15 protein-coding genes are annotated in these 19,484 nt (G+C 71.8%); 8 read left to right on the forward strand and 7 right to left on the reverse strand.

Translation table 11 applies throughout. The features are described from left to right. Positions 1-152: 152 nt before the first annotated feature. From ACZ60E_RS35695 to ACZ60E_RS35710, 4 genes are all read left to right on the forward strand, one after another. Complete coding sequence (locus ACZ60E_RS35695; RefSeq protein ID WP_469445975.1) at positions 153-1,568, forward strand: NAD-dependent succinate-semialdehyde dehydrogenase; 1,416 nt, start codon at positions 153-155, stop codon at positions 1,566-1,568. Between the two features lie 133 nt (positions 1,569-1,701). Continuing rightward, positions 1,702-2,529: an aldo/keto reductase gene (locus tag ACZ60E_RS35700; RefSeq protein WP_384808906.1), complete on the forward strand. Its 828-nt coding sequence runs from the start codon at positions 1,702-1,704 to the stop codon at positions 2,527-2,529. 432 nt (positions 2,530-2,961) lie between these two features. Then, on the forward strand, positions 2,962-3,114 hold the full coding sequence (locus tag ACZ60E_RS35705; RefSeq protein ID WP_384808904.1) for a hypothetical protein: 153 nt from the start codon (positions 2,962-2,964) through the stop codon (positions 3,112-3,114). Between the two features lie 162 nt (positions 3,115-3,276). Then, entirely contained in the window at positions 3,277-3,540 is a 264-nt protein-coding gene (locus ACZ60E_RS35710) for a chaplin (protein ID WP_384808902.1), read from the forward strand. An 80-nt stretch (positions 3,541-3,620) separates the two neighbouring features. Here ACZ60E_RS35710 and ACZ60E_RS35715 read toward each other — a convergent pair whose 3' ends face one another. Next, the gene (locus ACZ60E_RS35715; RefSeq protein ID WP_469445978.1) at positions 3,621-6,248 is read right to left on the reverse strand and encodes an MMPL family transporter; all 2,628 of its coding nucleotides are present in this window, start codon (positions 6,246-6,248) and stop codon (positions 3,621-3,623) included. A 79-nt stretch (positions 6,249-6,327) separates the two neighbouring features. Next, positions 6,328-7,677: a serine hydrolase domain-containing protein gene (locus tag ACZ60E_RS35720; RefSeq protein ID WP_469445979.1), complete on the reverse strand. Its 1,350-nt coding sequence runs from the start codon at positions 7,675-7,677 to the stop codon at positions 6,328-6,330. Positions 7,678-8,005: 328 nt separating this feature from the next. Here ACZ60E_RS35720 and ACZ60E_RS35725 point away from each other — a divergent pair, with 328 nt between their 5' ends. Together ACZ60E_RS35725 and ACZ60E_RS35730 are read left to right on the forward strand one after the other, a co-directional pair. Next, positions 8,006-9,268, forward strand: a complete 1,263-nt coding sequence (locus ACZ60E_RS35725; protein ID WP_469445981.1) for a sensor histidine kinase — start codon at positions 8,006-8,008, stop codon at positions 9,266-9,268. Then, positions 9,253-9,897: a response regulator gene (locus tag ACZ60E_RS35730; RefSeq protein ID WP_469445983.1), complete on the forward strand. Its 645-nt coding sequence runs from the start codon at positions 9,253-9,255 to the stop codon at positions 9,895-9,897. The genes ACZ60E_RS35725 and ACZ60E_RS35730 overlap by 16 nt, the downstream gene beginning before the upstream one ends. Positions 9,898-9,910: 13 nt before the next feature. On the opposite strand, the gene ACZ60E_RS35735 is transcribed toward ACZ60E_RS35730, so the two are convergent. The 4 genes from ACZ60E_RS35735 to ACZ60E_RS35750 all read right to left on the reverse strand — a co-directional run bounded on the left by ACZ60E_RS35735 (position 9,911) and on the right by ACZ60E_RS35750 (position 13,413). Next, positions 9,911-11,149 carry a cytochrome P450 gene (locus ACZ60E_RS35735; protein WP_469445984.1) on the reverse strand — a complete coding sequence of 413 codons (1,239 nt, stop codon included), beginning with the start codon at positions 11,147-11,149 and terminating at the stop codon, positions 9,911-9,913. Positions 11,150-11,231: 82 nt separating this feature from the next. Continuing rightward, positions 11,232-12,440, reverse strand: a complete 1,209-nt coding sequence (locus ACZ60E_RS35740; RefSeq protein WP_469445985.1) for an NAD(P)/FAD-dependent oxidoreductase — start codon at positions 12,438-12,440, stop codon at positions 11,232-11,234. After that, positions 12,437-12,637: a ferredoxin gene (locus ACZ60E_RS35745; RefSeq protein WP_384810762.1), complete on the reverse strand. Its 201-nt coding sequence runs from the start codon at positions 12,635-12,637 to the stop codon at positions 12,437-12,439. Before ACZ60E_RS35745 ends, ACZ60E_RS35740 begins: the two co-directional genes overlap by 4 nt. Positions 12,638-12,702: 65 nt before the next feature. After that, a complete protein-coding gene (locus ACZ60E_RS35750; protein ID WP_469445987.1) occupies positions 12,703-13,413 on the reverse strand; it encodes a TetR/AcrR family transcriptional regulator in 711 nt (236 codons plus the stop codon). Positions 13,414-13,709: 296 nt separating this feature from the next. Between ACZ60E_RS35750 and ACZ60E_RS35755 the strand changes: the two genes are divergently transcribed. Together ACZ60E_RS35755 and ACZ60E_RS35760 are read left to right on the forward strand one after the other, a co-directional pair. After that, a complete protein-coding gene (locus ACZ60E_RS35755) occupies positions 13,710-15,284 on the forward strand; it encodes a PP2C family protein-serine/threonine phosphatase (RefSeq protein WP_469445989.1) in 1,575 nt (524 codons plus the stop codon). A gap of 5 nt (positions 15,285-15,289) precedes the next feature. Next, positions 15,290-16,501, forward strand: a complete 1,212-nt coding sequence (locus tag ACZ60E_RS35760; RefSeq protein ID WP_469445991.1) for a cobalamin B12-binding domain-containing protein — start codon at positions 15,290-15,292, stop codon at positions 16,499-16,501. Positions 16,502-16,628: 127 nt separating this feature from the next. On the opposite strand, the gene ACZ60E_RS35765 is transcribed toward ACZ60E_RS35760, so the two are convergent. Beyond that, positions 16,629-19,430: an alpha/beta hydrolase gene (locus ACZ60E_RS35765; protein ID WP_469445993.1), complete on the reverse strand. Its 2,802-nt coding sequence runs from the start codon at positions 19,428-19,430 to the stop codon at positions 16,629-16,631. Positions 19,431-19,484: the final 54 nt, after the last annotated feature.

The raw sequence follows: 19,484 nt of genomic DNA on the forward strand, positions 1-19,484 counted from the left end.
AGGCAGGACGCCTAGGGAAACGGGCCCGCCACACCCGGCGCACCCTTTTAGCTCATATGAACTGTTTCGCATTCTCGTGTCGGGTACCCGGCACCAGGGCGGAACGCGAGGTTCCGCCCGGGCCCGCCCTTCCTCGTCGTTCTGGAGATTTCATGTCAGGCCAGCACAAGAGCTCGTTCGCGACCGTGAACCCGGCCACCGGGGAGACCCTCAAGGAGTTCCCGGCCATCGAGGGCGGACAGGTCGATGCGGCGCTTGAGACGGCCGACCAGGCGTTCCACGCATGGCGGGGGCGGCCGATCGCGGAGCGCGCCGCCGTCGTCGGCCGTGCGGGCGAGCTGATGAAGGAACGCAAGGAAGAACTGGCCCAGCTCATCACCCTGGAGATGGGGAAGCTGATCTCCGAGGCGCGCGGTGAGGTCGATCTCGCCGCGTCGATCCTCGGGTACTACGCGCAGCACGGGCCGGACTTCGCCGCGGCCGAACCGCTCGACGTGGACGAGGGGGAGGCGTACCTCGTCAACGAGCCCCTCGGTGTCCTGCTGGGCGTCATGCCGTGGAACTTCCCGCTCTACCAGGTGGTCCGTTTCGCGGGCCCCAATCTGGTGCTGGGCAACACGGTGCTGGTCAAGCACGCCGGCATCTGCCCGCAGTCGGCGCTGGCGCTGGAGTCGCTGTTCCGCGACGCACAGGCCCCCGCGGGCGTCTACACGAACCTGTTCGTCAGCCACGACGAGATCTCGCGCATCATCGACAGCCCGGTCGTGCGCGGAGCCTCCCTGACCGGCAGCGAGGGAGCGGGCGCCCAGGTGGCCGAGCGCGCCGGGCGGAACCTCAAGCCCAGTCTGCTGGAGCTCGGCGGCAGCGACGTGTTCATCGTCCTCGACGGCGAGAACCTGGAGCGCACGGTCGGGGCCGCCGTGGCGGGCCGCATGGCGAACACCGGCCAGAGCTGCGTGGCCTCGAAGCGGTTCATCGTGCTGGAGGACGTGTACGACGACTTCGTGGACGGGCTGCGCCGCGGGTTCGAGGAGCTGCGGCCCGGAGACCCCTCCGACGAGGCGACCACCGTCGGGCCGCTCTCCTCGGAGCAGGCGGCCTCCGACCTGGCCGACCAGATCCGCGAGACGGTCGACCAGGGCGCGGAACTCGTCACCGGCGGCCACCGGATCGACCGGCCGGGCGCCTTCGTCGAACCCACGATCATCACCGGCGTCAAGCCGGGCATGCGCGCCTACGCCGAAGAGCTCTTCGGGCCGGTCGCGGTGGTCTACCGCGTCGCCGACGAGGACGAGGCCATCGCGCTGGCCAACGACAGCCAGTACGGGCTCGGCGGCTCCGTGTTCTGCGCCGACGTGGAGCGGGGCCGCAGGGTGGCGGAGCGCGTCGAGACCGGCATGGTCTGGGTGAACCACCCCACCTCGACCCAGCCCGACCTGCCGTTCGGCGGCATCAAGCGCTCCGGCTACGGACGCGAGCTCTCGAAGCTCGGCATGCAGGAATTCGTGAACCGCAAGCTGGTACGGATCCTGCCGCCGGACGCGGAGCTGAGCGGCATCGCGGGCTGACCGGCCCCACCTCACCGAGCCCCATCCCACCGGGCCCCGCCCCGCCGAACCCCACCCCACCGAGTCCTGCCCCACCGAGCCCTGCCCCCGCCACACCCCTATGCCTCTTGAAACCGCGACTACAGGAGTTCCCGTGACCGCAGTACCCGCCATCACCCTCAACAACGCCGTGCAGATCCCGCAGCTCGGCTTCGGCACCTTCCAGATCCCGCCGGAGGACACCCGCGAGACGACGCTGGCGGCGCTGGAGGCCGGCTACCGGCACATCGACACGGCGCAGATGTACGGCAACGAGAAGGAGGTCGGCCAGGCGGTCCGGGACTCCGGTCTCGATCGCGCCGACGTCTTCGTGACCAGCAAGCTCAACAACGACGCCCACGGGCACGACAACGCTCTCCAGGCGTTCGACCGCACTCTGGAGGCCGTGGGCCTCGACTATCTGGACCTCTTCCTCATCCACTGGCCGCTGCCCGCAAAGGGCGAGTTCGTGGAGACCTGGAAGGCCCTGGAGGAGGTCTACCGTTCCGGCCGGGCCAAGGCCATCGGCGTCTCCAACTTCCAGCCGCGCCATCTGCGCCGCCTGCTGGAGGGCAGCGACGTGGTGCCCGCGGTGAACCAGATCGAGGTGCACCCCTACCTCACCCAGGACGAGGTCAGGGCCTTCGGTGCCGAGCACGAGATCGCCACCGAGGCCTGGTCGCCCATCGCGCAGGGCAAGGTCCTCGACGATCCGACCATCAACCGCATCGCGGAGCGGGTCGGCAAGTCGCCGGCCCAGGTGACGCTGCGCTGGCACATCCAGCGCGGGGACATCGTCTTTCCCAAGTCGGTCACCCAGAAGCGGATCGAGGAGAACTTCGACCTCTTCGACTTCGAGCTCAGCGAGGGCGACATGGGTGAGATCAGCGCCCTGAACCGGAACGAGCGGACGGGCTTCGACCCGGACCGCTTCAACGGTTAGGACCTGTCCGGTCGATCACGGCGAAGACGCGGGGTGTGGCACGCACGTCTGCGGCGTTGTCGTCGGTTGCCGACGCTCCGCGTCGACGCCCTCCTCCGCCTTGCAGCTGCACGCACCACACCCCGCTCACCGGCGCCCACAAGGCACCGCAGCTTTCCTTCGCCGTGATCGACCGGACAGGACCTAGGCCCTGTCGTCAAATTCCCGCCTGCCGGGCGACGCCTGGCACGCACTCTCGCTGCACCGGGCGAAAGCCCAAGTACGTCCAGTACGCAGGCTTCCGCCCGGCACACCGAGAGCACGCACCAGACGCCGCCCGGCCCGCCCTCCGGGCGGACGTCGGGAATTTGACGACAGGACCTAGGGGCGGCGCGCGACCAATCCGGTAGTCCCGTTGCTCCGGATCACCTTCAGGAAGACAAGGTGACGGCGATGACTGACGAAGAGTTCGACGAACTGCTTGCCGAAGCCCGCCGGGAGATCCGTCAGCAGCACCTCGCCCCGCCCTCTCCTCAGGATCAGCGGGACAACGACGTGTACGCCACGAGGGCCCGCCACACGGAGTTCGGGGCCTGCGCGCACTGACTCCGTTCGGACGGTTTCGTGGCATACGGGTGACATTCGAGGAGTCGGCCAATCCACCGGGTCCGCGCCCACGGAGATCACATAGAGAGGCGCAGCAGCGCCGCTCGTGGGCGGAGGCTCCTGGTCTCGGCCCGCTGGTTCGCCATCCTCGTGAGGTAGTTCATGTCCCGTCTGTTCAAGAGCGCGTCCCTGCTGGTAGCCATGGGTGCGGCCGTCCTCGGCGGTGCCGGTGCGGCCCAGGCCGACAGCGGTGCCGAGGCGGTCGCCGCCCACTCGCCGGGCGTGCTGTCCGGCAACGTCATTCAGGTGCCCATCCACGTGCCGGTCAACGTCTGTGGCAACACCGTCAGCGTGATCGGGCTGCTGAACCCGGCCTTCGGCAACACGTGCGTCAACTCCTCGCACCACGGGGGCATGTGGAAGTAGCGGCTCTGCGGCCACGCTGCGACGGCTCGGACCGCCGGCCGCCGACCGACGAATCCGTCGGTCGGCGGCCGGCGGCCGTGTCAGCGGGCGTTCACGCTCCTGACCTGGCGGGGCAGGGTGAACGCGTCGGCCAGCCACCCCAGTCCGCAGATGCCGAGGGTGAACAGGTGCAGCAGCCCCCGCCCGCTCCTGCCGAGATAGAAGTGGTGCACGCCGAACAGACCCAGGAAGAACCACCAGAGGTACGCCACGGCAACCGACTTGGGAGCACGCGGCCTGCTCTCCTGCGGCACAGGGACGACCGGCACGGGGACGACCGGGGCGGAGAGGACCGGGGTGGAGACAGCCGGGGCGAAGACAACCGGGGCGGTGGCGATCGGTGCGGGGCGGACAGGGGCGCGAAGGGCTGACTCCGCTTCCGGCTCCGCTCCCGGCTGCGCCTTCGAGTCCGCTCCCGGCTCCGCCTTCGAGTCCGCTTCCGGTACGGGGCCGGGTGCGCCCTCGATGGACACCCGCGGCAGGATCCGCTCCAGCCAGGCCGGCAGCCACCAGTTCGCCCGTCCCAGCAGATGCATCAGCGACGGGACCAGCACGGTACGCAGGACGAAGGCGTCGATCGCGACAGCGGCGGCCAGTCCCACGCCGTACTCGGCGATGACCCGCTCACCGCCGAGCACGAAGGCCGTGAACACGCAGATCATGATCAGGGCGGCGGCGTTGATCAGCCGCCCGGTCTCGGCCTGGCCGATCCGGATCGCGCGGTGGTTGTCGCGCGTGCGCTCCCACTCCTCGTGCATGCGGCTGACCAGGAAGACCTGGTAGTCCATGGACAGGCCGAAGAGGATCGCCAGCATGATCACCGGAAGCTCGGCCTCCACCGGCCCGGCCTTCCCCAGGCCCAGGAGCTCGGAGCCCCAGCCCCACTGGAAGACGGCGACGACCACTCCGAAGGACGCCGCCGAGGCGAGCAGGTTCATCAGGGCCGCGGTCAGCGGCACCAGGATGCTGCGGAACGCCACCATCAGCAGCAGGCAGCCGAGCCCGACGATCACCCCGAGGAACAGCGGCAGCTTGCCCGCCAACAGGTCGGCCAGGTCGCCGGAGGCGGCGGTCGCCCCACCGACGTGGACCGTCAGGGTGCTCCCACGCTCGGCGGAGGGGACGACGTCCTCCCGCAGGTGCGTGATCAGGTCGACGGTGGCCTCGTCCTGCGGCGCGCCGACCGGGACCACCTCGATCACGGACAGTCCGGTCGCCGCGCCGTCCGTCTCCCCGGTGACCGGCCCCGGCGTCACCGATGCCACACCGGGCGTACCGCGCACGGCCGAGACCAGTCGGTTCAGGGCCGGCCCGTCGCCGGGCGCGCCCAGCTCCGCGACCAGTACCAACGGGCCGTTGGAGCCCGCGCCGAAGCCCTGGGCGAGCAGGTCGTACGCGGCCCTGGTGGTGGTGCCCTTGGGGTCGTTGCCGGCGTCCGAACTCCCCAGCCGCAGCGACAGCGCGGGCAGCGAGAGAACGGTGACGACGAGAAGCGCGGCCAGGGCGAACAGCGTCCTGCGGCGCTCGACCCGCGCGGCCCAGCGCCCCCGGGACCCCGCCGTCCCGTGCGGCTGCGATTGCGGCTGAGGCTGCGGCTGCGGCTGCGTACGGAGGTGTGCCCGACCGGACTCTCGGGCCCGAGCGGTCATGGCCCGCCGCTGACGCCTGTTCAGCAGTCTGCCCCCGAAGAGGCCGAGCAGGGCCGGCAGCAGGGTCACGGCCGCGATCACCGTGAACAGGACCGCCGTCGCCGCGCTGACCCCCATCCCGGTGAGCGGGCCGATCCGCAGCACGAGCAGTCCGAGGAGAGCGGCGACGACTGTGAGGCCCGCGAAGACCACCGCCCGCCCTGAGGTGTCCAGTGCCCGCACCGCCGCCTGCTCGGGGGCCAGACCGGCCTGGAGTCCGGTCCGGTGGCGGTTGACGATGAACAGGGCGTAGTCGATGCCGACTCCGAGCCCGATGAGGGCCGCGACCGTCGGGGCGTCGCTGCCCAGGGTCATCACGTGCGAGGTCAGCCCCACGGCGATGAGTCCGGCGCCGAGCGCGGCGACCGCGACCAGCAGGGGTACGAGCATCCCCAGCAGCGACCCGAAGGCGACGAAGAGGATGATGCCGGCGGCGATCAGCCCGATCGCCTCGGTGCTCTGCGTCCCGCCCTCGGCCACGGAGCTGATGGCCTCGCCGCCCAGTTCCACCTGCAGATTCGCGTCACGCGCGGCCCGAGCGGTGTCGACGACCCGGGTGACATCGGCGGCCGGTATCCGGTCCGCCCGCGCGTCGAACGTCACCGTGGCGTAGGCGGTTCTGCCGTCCTCGCTGATCCGGGGTGCTCCCGCGGGCCCGTACATGCTGGTCACCGAGGCGACGGAGGGGAGTTCCGCGACGCGGGCCAGCATCGAGGTCACCTTGTGCCGGACGGCGGCGTCCCTGATCGATCCGTCGCGGCGTACGTGCACCACGATCTGGTCGCTGTCCCCGGCCTGCCGGGGTTCGGACGCCTGGAGCCGTTCCTGCGCCTTGGACGACTCGGTCCCCGGCAGGGTGAACGCGTCGGAGTACCGGGCGCCGAGTGCCGCGTACGGCACGGCGAGCGCGACCAGTACGACGACCCAGATCCCGACGACGAGGAGGCGGTGCCGGAAGCACCATCTGGCTAGTGCGGACATGGCTGAAGAACCTTCTTTGCGATGCGGTGTAGCGCTGTGTGGTGCGGTGAGTGAACGGGGGCGGGCGTGCCCCCGGGAGTCAGGAGGCGGTCGGTGCGGGCGTCGCGGGGATCGGCTTGCCGAGCATCGTGCAGACCGCCGCGTCCACCAGGGCCCGGTTGGCGGCGCGGGCCTTCGGCGGGACCAGGCCGAAGATCGTGCCGGTGAGGACGGAGACCGTACGGCGGCCGGTGGCGTCGGTGTAGTTCTCGCTGGAGTAGCCGGGGACCTCGCCGTTGTGGCCCCAGACCGTGCCGCAGGGCGTGACCACCTTCTCCAGGCCGAGCCCGTACCGCCGGTTCGGGAACTCGGCCTCCTCGGCGACGGTCGTGCGCATCTCCTTCAGCTGGGCGGGCGGCAGGAGCTTGCCGGACAGCAGCGCGCCGGAGAAGCGGGCCCAGTCCTGCGCGGTGGAGACGATGCCGCCGGCGGCCCACTCCGTACTGGAGTTGATCCAGGTGGTGTCGACGTGTCCGGCGGGCCGCTGCGGCCCCGCGAACGCGGTTCCGGCGGGTGTGCCCGGAGGGAGCAGCGGGCCGATGTGGGCGGCATCCGGTTCGTAACCGTGGGCCAGGGACGGCCTCTTCACGGCCTTGGAGCCGTTCTTGGAACCGCTCCTGGACCCGTCCTCGGACCTGGCGTCGGCGCCGGTGACCAGGTACGTGTTCTTCAGGTGCAGCGGTCCCGCGATCCGCCGCTGGATCAGGTCGCCCACGCTGTGTCCGGTGGCCTTTTCGGCGACCAGGCCGAGCGCGATGTAGTTGGTGTTGCTGTAGGAGTAGTCCGTGCCGGGCGTGAACAGCGGCTCGTGCCGGACACCGGCGGCGATCAGCTCCCCGGGGGTCCACCGCCGGGTGTCCTGGCCGGTGAACGCCTTCAGGACGTCCGGGTCGTTGGTGTAGTCGAACAGGCCGCTCGTGTGGTTGAGCAGTATCCGCAGGGTGATCGAGTTCCCGTTCGGGACGAGACCGGGCAGCCACTTCTCGACCGGGTCCGTCAGCTGGAGCCGGTCCTCGGCGGCCAGTTGGAGAACCACGGTGGCGACCATCGTCTTGGTGTTGGAGCCCATCCGGAACCGGTCGCTCGCGGTGAGCGTGTGGTCGGCCCTGGTCCAGGGCGCCTGCCGGGCGATCTCGGACACCCGGCCCTCGCCCTTGTCGACCCGTACGATCACGCCGGGAGCTCCGGCGTCCACGTCCCGCTGCGCGAGCGCGGTCAGCCGGGCCGAGTGGGCCGTCGCCGCGCCGGGCCGGCCGGTCGGGTCGTGGGCGGTGCCCTGCGCCGCCGCGGACGCCTCGCAGGCGGTGAGCGTCCCTGTCAGTGCCACGGCCAGGGCCAGCGTCAGGTATGCCTGCCGAGCGGGTCGCGGGTGAGCAGTGTTCCTGGGCATCGGGTGTCCTCCTGGACTTGGGAGTCGGGACTCGGGTCTCGGGTCTCGGGATGTGGGACTTGGGATCCGGGAGGGCATGGGGCGTGGGGCACGGCCTGCCGCACCACGTCCTCCGGCCACTCCAGCCTCATGGTCACGAGGGCCGGGAACACGGGTGCTGGACCTCCGCGATGGTGGAGATAACCCCAGTGCGCGGCCCCGCGCCGACCGGTCATCATCGACTTCTGGCCCGCGACGACGGCCCGCGACGACGGCCCGGCACCGGCCGGCCGGCGGGGCCGGTCACCTGACGCGGCACCGCCGTACCGACGCACGATGACGGAGCACGATGAAACAAGGTCTCGCTCTGCGAGTGGGTCTGCTGGGCCGGTCGCTGGTACTGCTGCTCGGCGCGGTCCTCGGCTTCGGCCTGCTGACGCTCTGGATCACCTCGGTGGCGGTCGTCCCGCTCGGGGTCGGCATCCCGCTGACCCTCCTTGCGACCGTCCTGGTGCGCTGGTTCGCGGACCTGCACCGCCGGTGGGCCGCGGACCGACTCGGCGAACCGGTGGACCGGCCCTACCTGCCCGCGCCCGAGGGCGGTTGGCCGGTACGGCTGTGGGCGATCCTGCGCGACCCGGCGACCTGGCGGGACTGGGCCTGGCTGGGAGCCAACTCGATCACCGGCTGGTTCACCTACGGGCTGTCGCTCCTGCTCTTCCTCTGCGGCGTCGTCTACCTGAGCTATCCGCTGCTGTTCGCGCTCACCCCTCCCGAGGTGTTCCGCACACCGCTGGGCAACGGCTTCCGTCTGCACAGCGTCCAGGAGTCGTTCGCGCTGGTTCCGCTCGGCCCGGTGTTCCTGCTGCTCTGGTGGACCACCGCCGAGCGGCTGGCGGACCTCAACGCCCTGGTGATCCGTTCCCTGCTGGCGCCCACCGAGCAGGCCCGACTACGCGCTCGCGTAGCGCAGTTGGCCGCCTCGCGGGCCGAGACCGTCGACACCCAGGCGGGTGAACTGCGCCGGATCGAACGGGACCTCCACGACGGCGCACAGGCCCGGCTGGTGTCGCTCGGCATGAGCCTGGGCCTGGCCGAACAACTCCTGCCCGACGATCCGCAGGCCGTGCAGCAACTGCTGGCCGAGGCCCGCGAGTCGACCGCAGGCGCCCTGGCCGAACTGCGGGACCTGGTACGCGGCATCCATCCGCCGGTGCTCGCGGACCGTGGCCTGGACGGCGCGCTGCAGGCCCTGGCCCTGGCCAACCCCATCCCGACGAAGCTGGTCACCCGGCTGCCGGGACGGCTGCCCGCGCCCGTCGAGTCCGCGGCCTACTTCGCCGTCGCCGAAGCCCTGACGAACGCCATCAAGCACGCCCGGGCCCAAAGCATCACGATCGCCGTGGAGTTCACTCCCCACCCGGGCACGACGGCGGGTCTGCTGACGATGCGGGTGTCCGACGACGGCCGCGGGGGCGCCACCCTCGACGGCGGCACCGGCCTGCGGGGCATCGCCCGCCGCCTGTCGGCCTTCGACGGCACCCTGACCGCCGACAGTCCGCCCGGCGGGCCCACCGAGATAAGGATGTCGCTGCCGTGCGCATCGTCATAGCCGAAGACCTCGCCCTGCTCCGCGAGGGCCTGATCAGGATCTTCCAGGCCAACGGCTTCGAGGTCGTCGAGGCCGTCGACAACGGCCCCTCCCTGATCAGGGCACTGACGACCCACCGGCCCGACGTCGCGGTCGTCGACGTGCGGCTGCCGCCGACGTTCACCGACGAAGGCCTGCGCGCCGTCATCGACGTACGGAAGCGGATCCCCGGACTGCCCGTCATGGTGCTCTCGCAGTACGTCGAGCAGCTGTACGCGAGGGAGTTGATGTCCGACCGGGCCGGAGCGGTGGGCTATCTGCTGAAGGACCGGGTGCTGGACGTCGGCCGGTTCGTCGCGGGCGTCCGCCAGGTCGCCGACGGCAGCACGGTCATGGACCCCGACGTGGTCAGCGCCCTCCTCACCCACCGCTCGGCGGATCCCCGGCTGCGTCAGCTGACCCCGCGTGAGCACGAGGTCCTCTCGCTGATGGCCGAGGGCCGCTCCAACGCGGCCATCGCCGGCCGGATGTTCGTCAGCGAGAAGACCGTCAGCAAGCACAGCTTCAACATCTTCACCAAACTCGGACTCGAACCGTCCGAGGACGACAACCGCCGGATCCTGGCGGTGCTCGCCTACCTGGAAGGCTGAGCCGCCCGCCCCGTCACCAGGTGACGGGCAGGGCGTGGAGGCCGTAGATGATGGCGTCGTACTTGAAGGGGATCGCGTCGAGGTCGTCGACGGCGCGGAGCGTGGGGATGCGGCGGAACAGGGTCGGGTAGACGACCTGGAGTTCCATACGCGCCAGGGGCTGGCCGACGCAGTGATGGGCGCCGGCGCCGAACGCCTGGTGCTGGCGGGCGTTGCGGGTCAGGTCGAGGCGGTCCGGCTCGGGGAAGACGGAGGGGTCCCGGTTGGCGAGTTCGCCGAGGAGGATCACACCGTCTCCGGCACGGATGGTGCGGCCGGCGACCTCGATGTCCTCCATGGCGGTACGGCGGCGGCCGAGGTGCACGATGGAGAGGTAGCGCAGGAGCTCCTCGACGGCGTCACGGACGACGACGGGGTCGTCCGTGTCGCGGATCAGGGCGAGTTGTCCGGGGTGCTGAAGCAGCAGGAGCGTACCCAGGCTGATCATGTTCGCGGTGGTCTCGTGTCCGCCGAGGAGCAGCAGCACCCCCATCGTGGCGGCCTCGCGGCGCGTGAGTTCGCCCCTCTCGATCTGCGCGCAGAGGCTGGAGAGGAGATCGTCGCCGGGTTCGGTGAGTTTGCGGCCGACCAGCTCGTCGAGGTACGTGGCGAGGTTGGTGTGGGCCGTCCGGCGCTCCTGCGGTGAGGCGACGGCGGAGACGATGGTCTTGCTGTTGGTCTGGAAGAACGCGTGGTCCTCGTAGGGGACTCCGAGCAGTTCGGAGATGACCAGGGACGGGATCGGCAGGGCGAGGTCCTGGACGAGGTCGGTGGGCCGGGGGCCCGCCAGCATGGCGTCGATGAAGTCGTCGGTCATCTGCTGGACGCGTGGCCGCATCGCCTCGACGCGTTTGATGGTGAAGGTGCCGCCGATCATGCGGCGCAGCCGGGCGTGTTCGGGGTCGTCCATGCCGACGAAGCTCAGGTCGGTGCTGCCGGCGTGGGCGTGGGCCGGGTCCACGGGGCTGGGGAAGCCCGGCCGGGTGAACTCCACACTCAGGCGCGGGTCGGACAGCAGGGCCTTCTGCTCGGCGTGCCCGGTCACGGCCCAGGGGGTGCTGTCGCCCCAGGAGCGGACCCGGGTGAGCGGCCCGTACCCGGACAGCGCCCGCATGCCGGGGGAGGGGGCGAAGGGGCACTCGGCGGAACGCGGCGCGGGGAAGTCGGGGATGTCACGGCTGGGTGCGTCGGGGGTGGCGGGCGTGCCGGTCATGTGTCCTCCAGTGGGGGCCGCCTCCGCAGGCAGAGGCGTAAGAGGGGTAAGAGGCGTAGGGGGGTGGCAGGTGTGCAGCGGATCATCGCGGGGCGGCGGCCGGGGAGGGCCGGGACGCGGGGGCGTAACGTTCGAGAAGGTCCTGGCGGTGCAGGCGTGCCTGTTTGGGCATGTTCCAGCCGAGCACGGCGATCGGGCGGCCCTCGTCGTCGAGGTACCGCGCGACGAACCGGCCCTGTTCCACGGCACCTTCGGCGATGTCCACGGTGGCGCCGGGCGCGGGCAGCCCGTACACCTGGAGCTTGACGCCGAGCTGGTCGGTCCAGAAGTAGGGGACGGGGCTGTACGGGCGGTCCTCGCCCAGGATGTTCGCCGCGACCAGCGTGGCCTGCTCGGTGGCGTTCGTGCGGTTCTCCAGCCGCAGCGACCGGCCGAGGCCCTCGTGGTGGAAGCGGGCCACGTCTCCCGCGGCGTGGACGCCCTCGGCGGCGCGGCAGCGGGAGTCGCACACGACACCGTCCCGCAGCGCCAGTCCGCTGCCGGTCAGCCAGTCGGTGGCAGGGATGCCGCCGACCGCCGCGACGACGAGATCCGCGGGCAGGAGCTCGCCGCCGGCCGTGCGGACGCCGGTGACGCGTCCGTCGGTCGTCTCCAGTCCCTCCACGAGCGAGTCGGGGCGCAGCCGCACCCCGTGCTCGCCGTGCAGCGCCGCGAGGAGTTGGGCGATGTCGTCGCCCAACTGCTCCTGCATCGGCGCCTTTTGGGGTCCGGCCAGGGTCACGTCGACGCCCATGAGGCGGGCCGTGGCGGCGATCTCGGCGCCGAGCACCCCGTCGCCGACGACCACGACCCGCTCGGCCTTCAGCAGTTCCTCGCGCAGCCGGCCGGCGTCGTCGAGGGTCCGCAGCACGTGCACGCCCGCGGCACCCGAGAGACCGGGCAGCCTGCGGGCGTGCAGGCCCGTGGCCAGCACGACGGCCTCCGCCCGCAGCTCCGTCCCGCTCTCGGTGCGCACCGTGCGCGCGGCGGCGTCGAGGGCCACCGCGCGCTCACCGAGGACGAGTTCGGCGTCCAGGGCGTCCAGCACGTCACGGGTACGCAGCCGGGTGCGCTCTGCCTCCCAGGTGCCGGCCAGTACCTGCTTGGACAGGGGCGGGCGGTCGTACGGCGCACCGGCCTCCTCGCCGAGCAGGGTGATCCGGCCGGCGTAACCCTTGCGGCGCAGGCTCTCCGTGACGGCCAGACCCGCGGCGCTCGCCCCGACGACGAGCACGTCCGACGGCGTGCTCACGCGTCCTCGTGCAGGTGGATGGCGGCGGCGGGGCAGACGCCGGCGGACTCGCGGGCTCCCTCGTACTGGTCGGCGGCGGGCGCGGCGTCGAGGAGGACGACGATCCCGTCCTCGTCCCGCTGGTCGAACACCTCGGGGGCGATCACCACACACTGGCCGGCGCCGCAGCACTTGTCCTCGTCGACGGTGATCCTCATGCTGTCTCCTCTGCTGGACCGGTTCCTGCGGAGCCGGTTCTCGGTGGCGGTCCCAGGCGGTCGGTTCAGTGGCGGGTGGTGGGCGCGGCGAGCAGTCCCACCAGCGCGTCCTCCAGGGCGTCCGCGGTGCGTTCCCAGGACGGGCCGGGCTCGGTCGCGGCCTCGGCCAGGGTGCGTTCGCGCTCCGCGCAGACATGGGTGATCAGATGACGGGCCATCTCGGCGCGCAGGGGACGGATCTCGGGGGGCACGATGTCGTACAGGCACCGGCCCAGTCCCTGAAGGGTGCGGCGCAGGCTGTCGCGGGTGAGCGACTCGTCCTCCACCAGCGTCCGCATCAGCGGGTCGGTCATCACCTGCGCGGCGAACCGCGCGTGCCAGGAGGGGAGACCGAGGGCGGCATGGTGCTCGGTCACCGGACGCAGCAGACAGCCCACCCAGTCCCGTAGCTCGGAACTGTCCCCGGCCGCCTCCACATAACGTGTGCGGATCGTGTCGACCTGGGTGCCGTGCCTGGTCATGATGGCCCGTACGAGCGTCGCCTTGCTGCCGAAGTGGTAGCTGACGGCGGTGGTGTTGCCCTGCCCGGCCGCCTCGCCGATCTGCCGGTTGGAGACGCTCGACAGTCCGTGCTCGGCGTAGAGGCGCTCGGCCGCCGCCATGATGGCCTCGCGGGTGTCGGCGCCGCGGCCGGTGCGGGTCTGGACGCCGTCCACCGTGCCCCCTGCGCCGCCCCGCGCAGCCGCGACCGGTCGCGTCCTGTGGGTGTCACCCATGTCAGCCTCCCTGAACCGGCGTTCCCGATCACTAGACATCGGCCCGTCGGTTAAGTCAACCGACTGACTTAAATGCGAGGGTGCATTGTCCAGGAGCCGACGAGGCGATGTCGGAGGTATCGCGAAATACGGGCTGTAGTCATATGCCGTCGGTAATCTGCGGGTCTCCTGCTTTCCAGTGGATGGGGTGATGGGGGTCCGCGCCAGCGGATCCCGAATCGATGGTCTCCTTGCCGGAGCAGAAGAGCACTCGTGGTGTGGTTCCTGCTGAGCAGCCCTGTGAACCGTTTCCAGCGGTGACGGTGGACGCGTCCGGCACGGTGCTGTCGCACAACGCTCAGGCCGCCGACCTGCTGGCGCGGGTCTCCGTCGGTGTCGCGCTGGACGAGGTCGCGCCCGCCTGGCTGACGGAGGCCCATCTGCGGCGGGCCGGCGGCGCGGGGAAGGAACCGCCGGCCTGGGCCGACGGCCGGATCGGCGCGCACTGCGTGAAGGCGCTCGGCGTACCGGGCGTGGACGGTGCGGTGACCTGGTGGCTGGTCGGCGAGAGCGCTCCGGCGGGTGCCGCGCGGGAACTGGCGCGCGAGCGGGTACGAGCCGGACTGCTGCAGGAGCTCTCCTCCGAACTGCTCGCCTCCCTGGACGCCGACCGCTGTACGGCGATGACCGCGCAACGGGCCGCCCGGCATCTGGCGGACGCGGCGGTCGTCGTCGGGACGGGCGACGGCTGCGGCTTCCCCGTGACGCGGTGCATCGCCGACGGGCCCGTGGTGCAGGAGAGGCTCGCTCTGGACCCCGGTCAACTGCCGGGCCTGGTGGAGGCGTTGCAGGGCCTGCCCGCGGTGTCCTCCCGCTGGATCGACCCCCGCGAGGTGCCGTCCTGGGCCGTGCCCGAGGGGTTCGTGGGCGACGTCGCCGACATCGGTTCGGTCGTCGTGGTGCCGTTGCCGGGGCACGGCGTGCCGACCGGATGCCTCGTCCTGCTGCGCCGCCGCCAGGAAGCCGCGTTCACCCCCGCCGAGGAGTCCTTCGCCCAGCTCTTCGCCGCACGCGCGGGTGCCGCCCTGTCCGTGGCCCGCAGCCACACCCGCCAGGTGCACAGCACCGACGTGCTGATGGGCGACCTGCTGCCGCCCCCGCTCGGCCGGGTGCACGGCATCTGCTTCTCCGGCGGCTACCGCGCCTCGGTGACGGGCGAACTCGTCGGCGGCGACTTCTACGACCTGCACCCGGCCGACACACCGGAGACCGAGACCGTCGCGGTACTGGGTGACGTGTGCGGCAAGGGACTGGAAGCCGCCGTCGTGGCCGGCAGAATTCGCCATGTCCTCCAGGCGCTGGTCCCGTTCGCCGCCGACCACACCCGGGTGCTGACCCTCCTGAACGGCGCACTGCTGTCCTCGCCCCAGACACCTTTCGTGACCTTGGTCCTGGTCACCGCCGTGCGCCAGGACGCACGGGTGCGGCTGCGCATCTCCAGCGCGGGCCATCCCGCCCCGCTCATCGTGCGCGTCACCGGCCAGGTCGAGGAGGCCCGGACGGGCGGCACGCTGATCGGCGTGTTCGCCGACATCGAGTTCAAGACCGCCGAGGTCGCCCTGCAGCCCGGTGAGACCTGCCTGCTGTATTCCGACGGGATCACCGAGGCGCGCGGTGGGCCGCTGGGCAACGTGATGTTCGACGTGGACAGGCTGCGCGGCGTACTGGCCCAGTGCGCCGGGATGCCGGCCGAAGCAGTCACCGAACGCGTGCAGATGATCATCGCCCAGTGGGTGGGGGAGGGCGCGCACGACGACATGGCGGTCCTGGCGATCGGCGCGCCCCGCGACACCCGTCCGGCAACCGTGGACGAACCGACCAGGGAAAGGTGAGACACGTGACCGATGGCAAGGACACCCACTCCCTCGCCGAGCCGCGTGAGCGGCTCTGGCAGGCACTCGGGGAGTGCGACGAGACGCGCGCCGTCGCCGTCGTGCGTGGCGCGCTGAGCACCACGGGCGCGGCGGGCAGGGCGGGTACGGCGGGCACTGCGGGGCACGCTCCGGCGGCTGCAGCGGAACACGGGCAGGCGCCGGAGCACACGCGGGCGACCTCCGCGAACGCTTCGGCTGCTGAACGGATGCGAGCCGCGGGCGAGCGGGTGCTGCTCGAACTGATCGCGCCGACGCAGGAACGGGTGGGCCTGGCCTGGGCCGCCAACGACATCACGGTGGCGCAGGAACACGCGGCCACGGCGATCAGCGAACGGTGCGTCGCGGCCGTCGCCGACGCCACCGCTCCCGCCCTGGCCCTCGCCTTCCCGGGCACGTCCGTGGGACGGGTTCTGGTGTCGTGCGTCGACGGCGAGTGGCACTCCCTGCCCGCACGACTGGTCAGCGAGGTGCTGCGGTTACGGGGCCGGCGGGTCGACTATCTCGGGGCGCAGGTCCCCACCGAACACCTGGTCGCCCATGCGCGCCGCACCCGTGCGCAGGCGGTACTGCTCTCCTCGTCCATTCCGACGCTTCTGCCCGGCGCCCACAACGCGATCACCTCCTGCCAGGGCGCCGGCATCCCGGTGGTCGCCGGAGGCGCCGCGTTCGGACCGCAGGGACGCTATGCCCGGCTCATGCAGGCCGAATGGGCCAAGGACGCACCCGACGCGGCCACCCTGCTCGGCCGGCGGCTGACGCCGTCCGGCGCGCACGCGGCCCGCCTGCCCGACCTGGACCTGCCGCACCTGGCCGACCAGGAATACACCATGGTCCGCCGGACCAAGCTCCAACTGGTCAAGCAGACCCTCGCCGATGTCGAGGAGGGCTTCCCCGAGACGCGCCACTACAGCGAGTACCAGCGGGAACGCACCGTCGAGGACATCGACTTCATCGTCGGCCACCTCGCCACCGCGCTCTACGTCGACGACCCCGGCCTGTTCACGAGGTTCATCACGTGGACCGCGGACATCCTGGAAGCCCGAGACGTCCCGCCCCGCTGCCTGCTCCCCGCACTGGCCTCGCTGCGGAACCAACTCAAGGACTTCCCCCGGGCGGTGGCCGTCCTGACCACCGCCCACAACCTCCTGAACCCTCCACCCGCACATCCCGAGTGACCGCGCGGTGGAACACCCGGCCCCGGTGCGGTGCAGGTGGTCGGCACCCGCGTCTCCCGTGAAGCGCGGGGCCCGGACAGCCCGGACCCCGCGCAAGAGGGTGCTCATGAACCCTCGTACATCCTGCTCACGGCCTGTCCAGCACCGTCCCCGTCAGCACCGGCCGGCCGGGCAGCGGCTCGGCGTCGTCGTCGGTCGGCGCGAGGCGCATCGACTCGGTCGGCTCGGCCACCTGGTCCCGCACGATCGGCACGACGAAGTCGACGCCGGTGCTCCCGGGCGGGATGTTCAGCCATACCCACAGGCTCGCGTCGGACAGCGGCCGCTCGGGGTCGGGCGCCTCACCGGACCACTCCTTGAGCCACTGCGGGTCCACGTCCTTGGTGGACAGCTCGGCCCCCTCGGTGACCGGAAGCACCCACACCGGCTGCCAGATGTCCACCGCCGCGGGCGCGTCCACGGACAGCCGCCAGATCAGCGACTCTCCCTCGCTCACCCGGTCCGCGACCGGCGACAGGGTGATCACCGGCTCGGGGTCGTCGTTCCCGACGGTGACCCCGCCCCGGTGCTTGCCGACGACGGCGTGGTCGACGGCCTTGACGGCGATGTCGTGCACCACGTCGTAGCTGTACAGCGTGTCGCCCTTCACCTGGACCGGCACGTCGATCGCGTGGCTGCCGGGCCGTACGGTCACGAGGCGGTTCTCGGCCCGGCCGCTGTCCGGGTCGAGGACGTACACGCGGACCTGCCCGCTGCCGTGCCCGGAGACCTCGACCGGGATCCGGTAGGTGCGGGTGCCCGAGTCACCTTCCTCGACGATCGTGCGGCCCACGTCGACACGCGGCAGCGCGGCTGCCTTCACCGCCGAAGTGCCGGGCGCCCAGCCCCAGGCGTCCATCAGCCAGACCCGCCCGGACCCCGAACGGGGCGTCAGCTCAAGGGACGTGACGTGCCTGAGATCGAGCCCGGCCCGGGTCGCGGCCGACAGGGGGACGCGCAGCTCCTGAGCCCAGTAGGAGGCGGTGTCCGCGGAGCCGGGGAGACCGTGCGCCTGGACCGAGCCCAGCGTCACCCGACGGCCGGCGGAGTCGCTGACGGACACGTCGAACCTCGTGCCGGTCGTGTTCGGCGGTACGAAGACCCGCAGCGCGAGCTTCTGCGAGCGGCGGAGGGAGACCGGCTCGGCCGGGGTGATGCGCGCGGCCCTGCCCGGCGCGGACCACTTCAGGTCCACCGCGCCGCGGCCGGTCTCCTGTTCCGTCTCCCAGGACGCGAAGTGCGGTGACGATCCGGGCGTCTCCGGGTCCAGACAGGCCACGGCCGGGTCGGGGTCGACCGCCGAACACAGCCGGGCGCCGGTCACCTTCGCCCCCGCGTCCGGCAGAAAGCCACCGCTGCGGCGACCGCCGACCGCGTGGGTCAGCACCCGGGCCGGGTCCGCGGACGGTGCCCGGCTGCCGGAACCGTCGAGCAGCGGACGCACCCGGTCGTCCCCGGCGAGGAAGAGCCGGGCCGCGGCGGCGATGTACGTGGAACCCGCCTTGTGCTGCTGGGCGGCGGTCAGCCGGGTCGCGGCACCCGGTGAGCACACCGGGTCCGGCTGCTCCGGGTCGGTCGTGAAGTCGTCCCCGGCCGGTGCGACGGCCTCGCCGGGCGTCCACTCGCTGTTGAAGTAGTTGTGGTTGGCGCCGACCATGTAGACCGCGCTGTGCAGGGCCGTGCCCCGGCTGATCCCGCGCGTCCCGTCGACGAAGTCCTCGCCCTGGAGGTCCGACACATCGCCGTCGCAGCCCGGCAGCACCGTCACGGACGGCACATCGGCGACCGGATTCTGGCCGAAGACCGTCGGCCCGATGAGCACGGTCCCGCGCACCTTCCAGCGCACCGGCCCCCGGTAGCCGTCCTCGGCGGCCGGCGGCGGGTAGAGGCTGTCCATGGCGGCCCGGTTGACGCCCTCGCCACCGCGCGAGTGGCCGACGAGCAGGACCCGGGAGAGGTCCGCCTTCGCCGCCTCGCGTACGACGGCCGGGGCGGAGGAGCGACGGGTGGTCCAGTCGGCCCAGCGGGCGAGGTGCTGCCGCACCAGCGAGGAACGCGCCTGCGCGCCCGCGTCCTCGGCCTGCCAGTCCTGGGCGTTGATGCCGTTCGCCGAGATCGACACCGTCACATAGCCCTGTGAGGCCAGCAGTTGCTGGTCGCGCAGATAACCCAGGTGGCTCGGGATCGGTCTGTAGCCGTCCGTGCAGGGCCAGGCGCCGGTCACGTCCTCCTCGGAACCCGGCTTGTAGCAGGTCTCGTGGCGGCCGTGCAGGAACAGCGCGAGCGGCCGGCTGCCGGTGGCACCCTTCGGCGCCACCACCTCGGCGGTCATCTCGACAGGGGTGTCGTACCCCGGCAGGCGCACCGGGTCGAGGTCGTACGCCCCGGTGACCGTGCGGTACGAGCCGGGTCTGCCTGGATCGACGCCGTTCGCGGGCGATTGCGCGGGCAGCCGTGGCACGCGCGAGCCGGACCCGTGCGTGTCGTCGGCCGCCGCGTCCAACCGGCGTCCCGCGGCCGTCACTTGAAGGTCCGACAGCCGCTCGGGCCGCGTCTCGCCGAGGGCGAGCCGGAAAGTCCGCCCGTCCTTCGCCGGCTCCGGCACCCCGAGCAGCCGATCCCCGGCACGGAACTCGACCCGGGCATCCCCCATGGGCACGGCCCCCGGCGCACGCCAGACCAGCTCGGGCGCCCCGCCCGCCCCGCCGATCCGCCACCCCGGCGGAAGCGGCTGGTCGTCCGTCACGCCGAACGGGCTTGTCTCGTACGGCTGTTCAGCCTGTGCCGGTCCGGGCGACCCCGCCAGGGCCGCCAACACCACCACGGCGGCAACACATATTCGCCGGGCACGGATCAATGATCCACTCCTCAACACCCCACGCGCAGACATCCCGTCGGTCCCGGGCGCCTCCCGCGTCACCTAGGACGGGGGAGGAGGTCCTGT

The organism is Streptomyces sp. NPDC102514 (assembly GCF_055584525.1).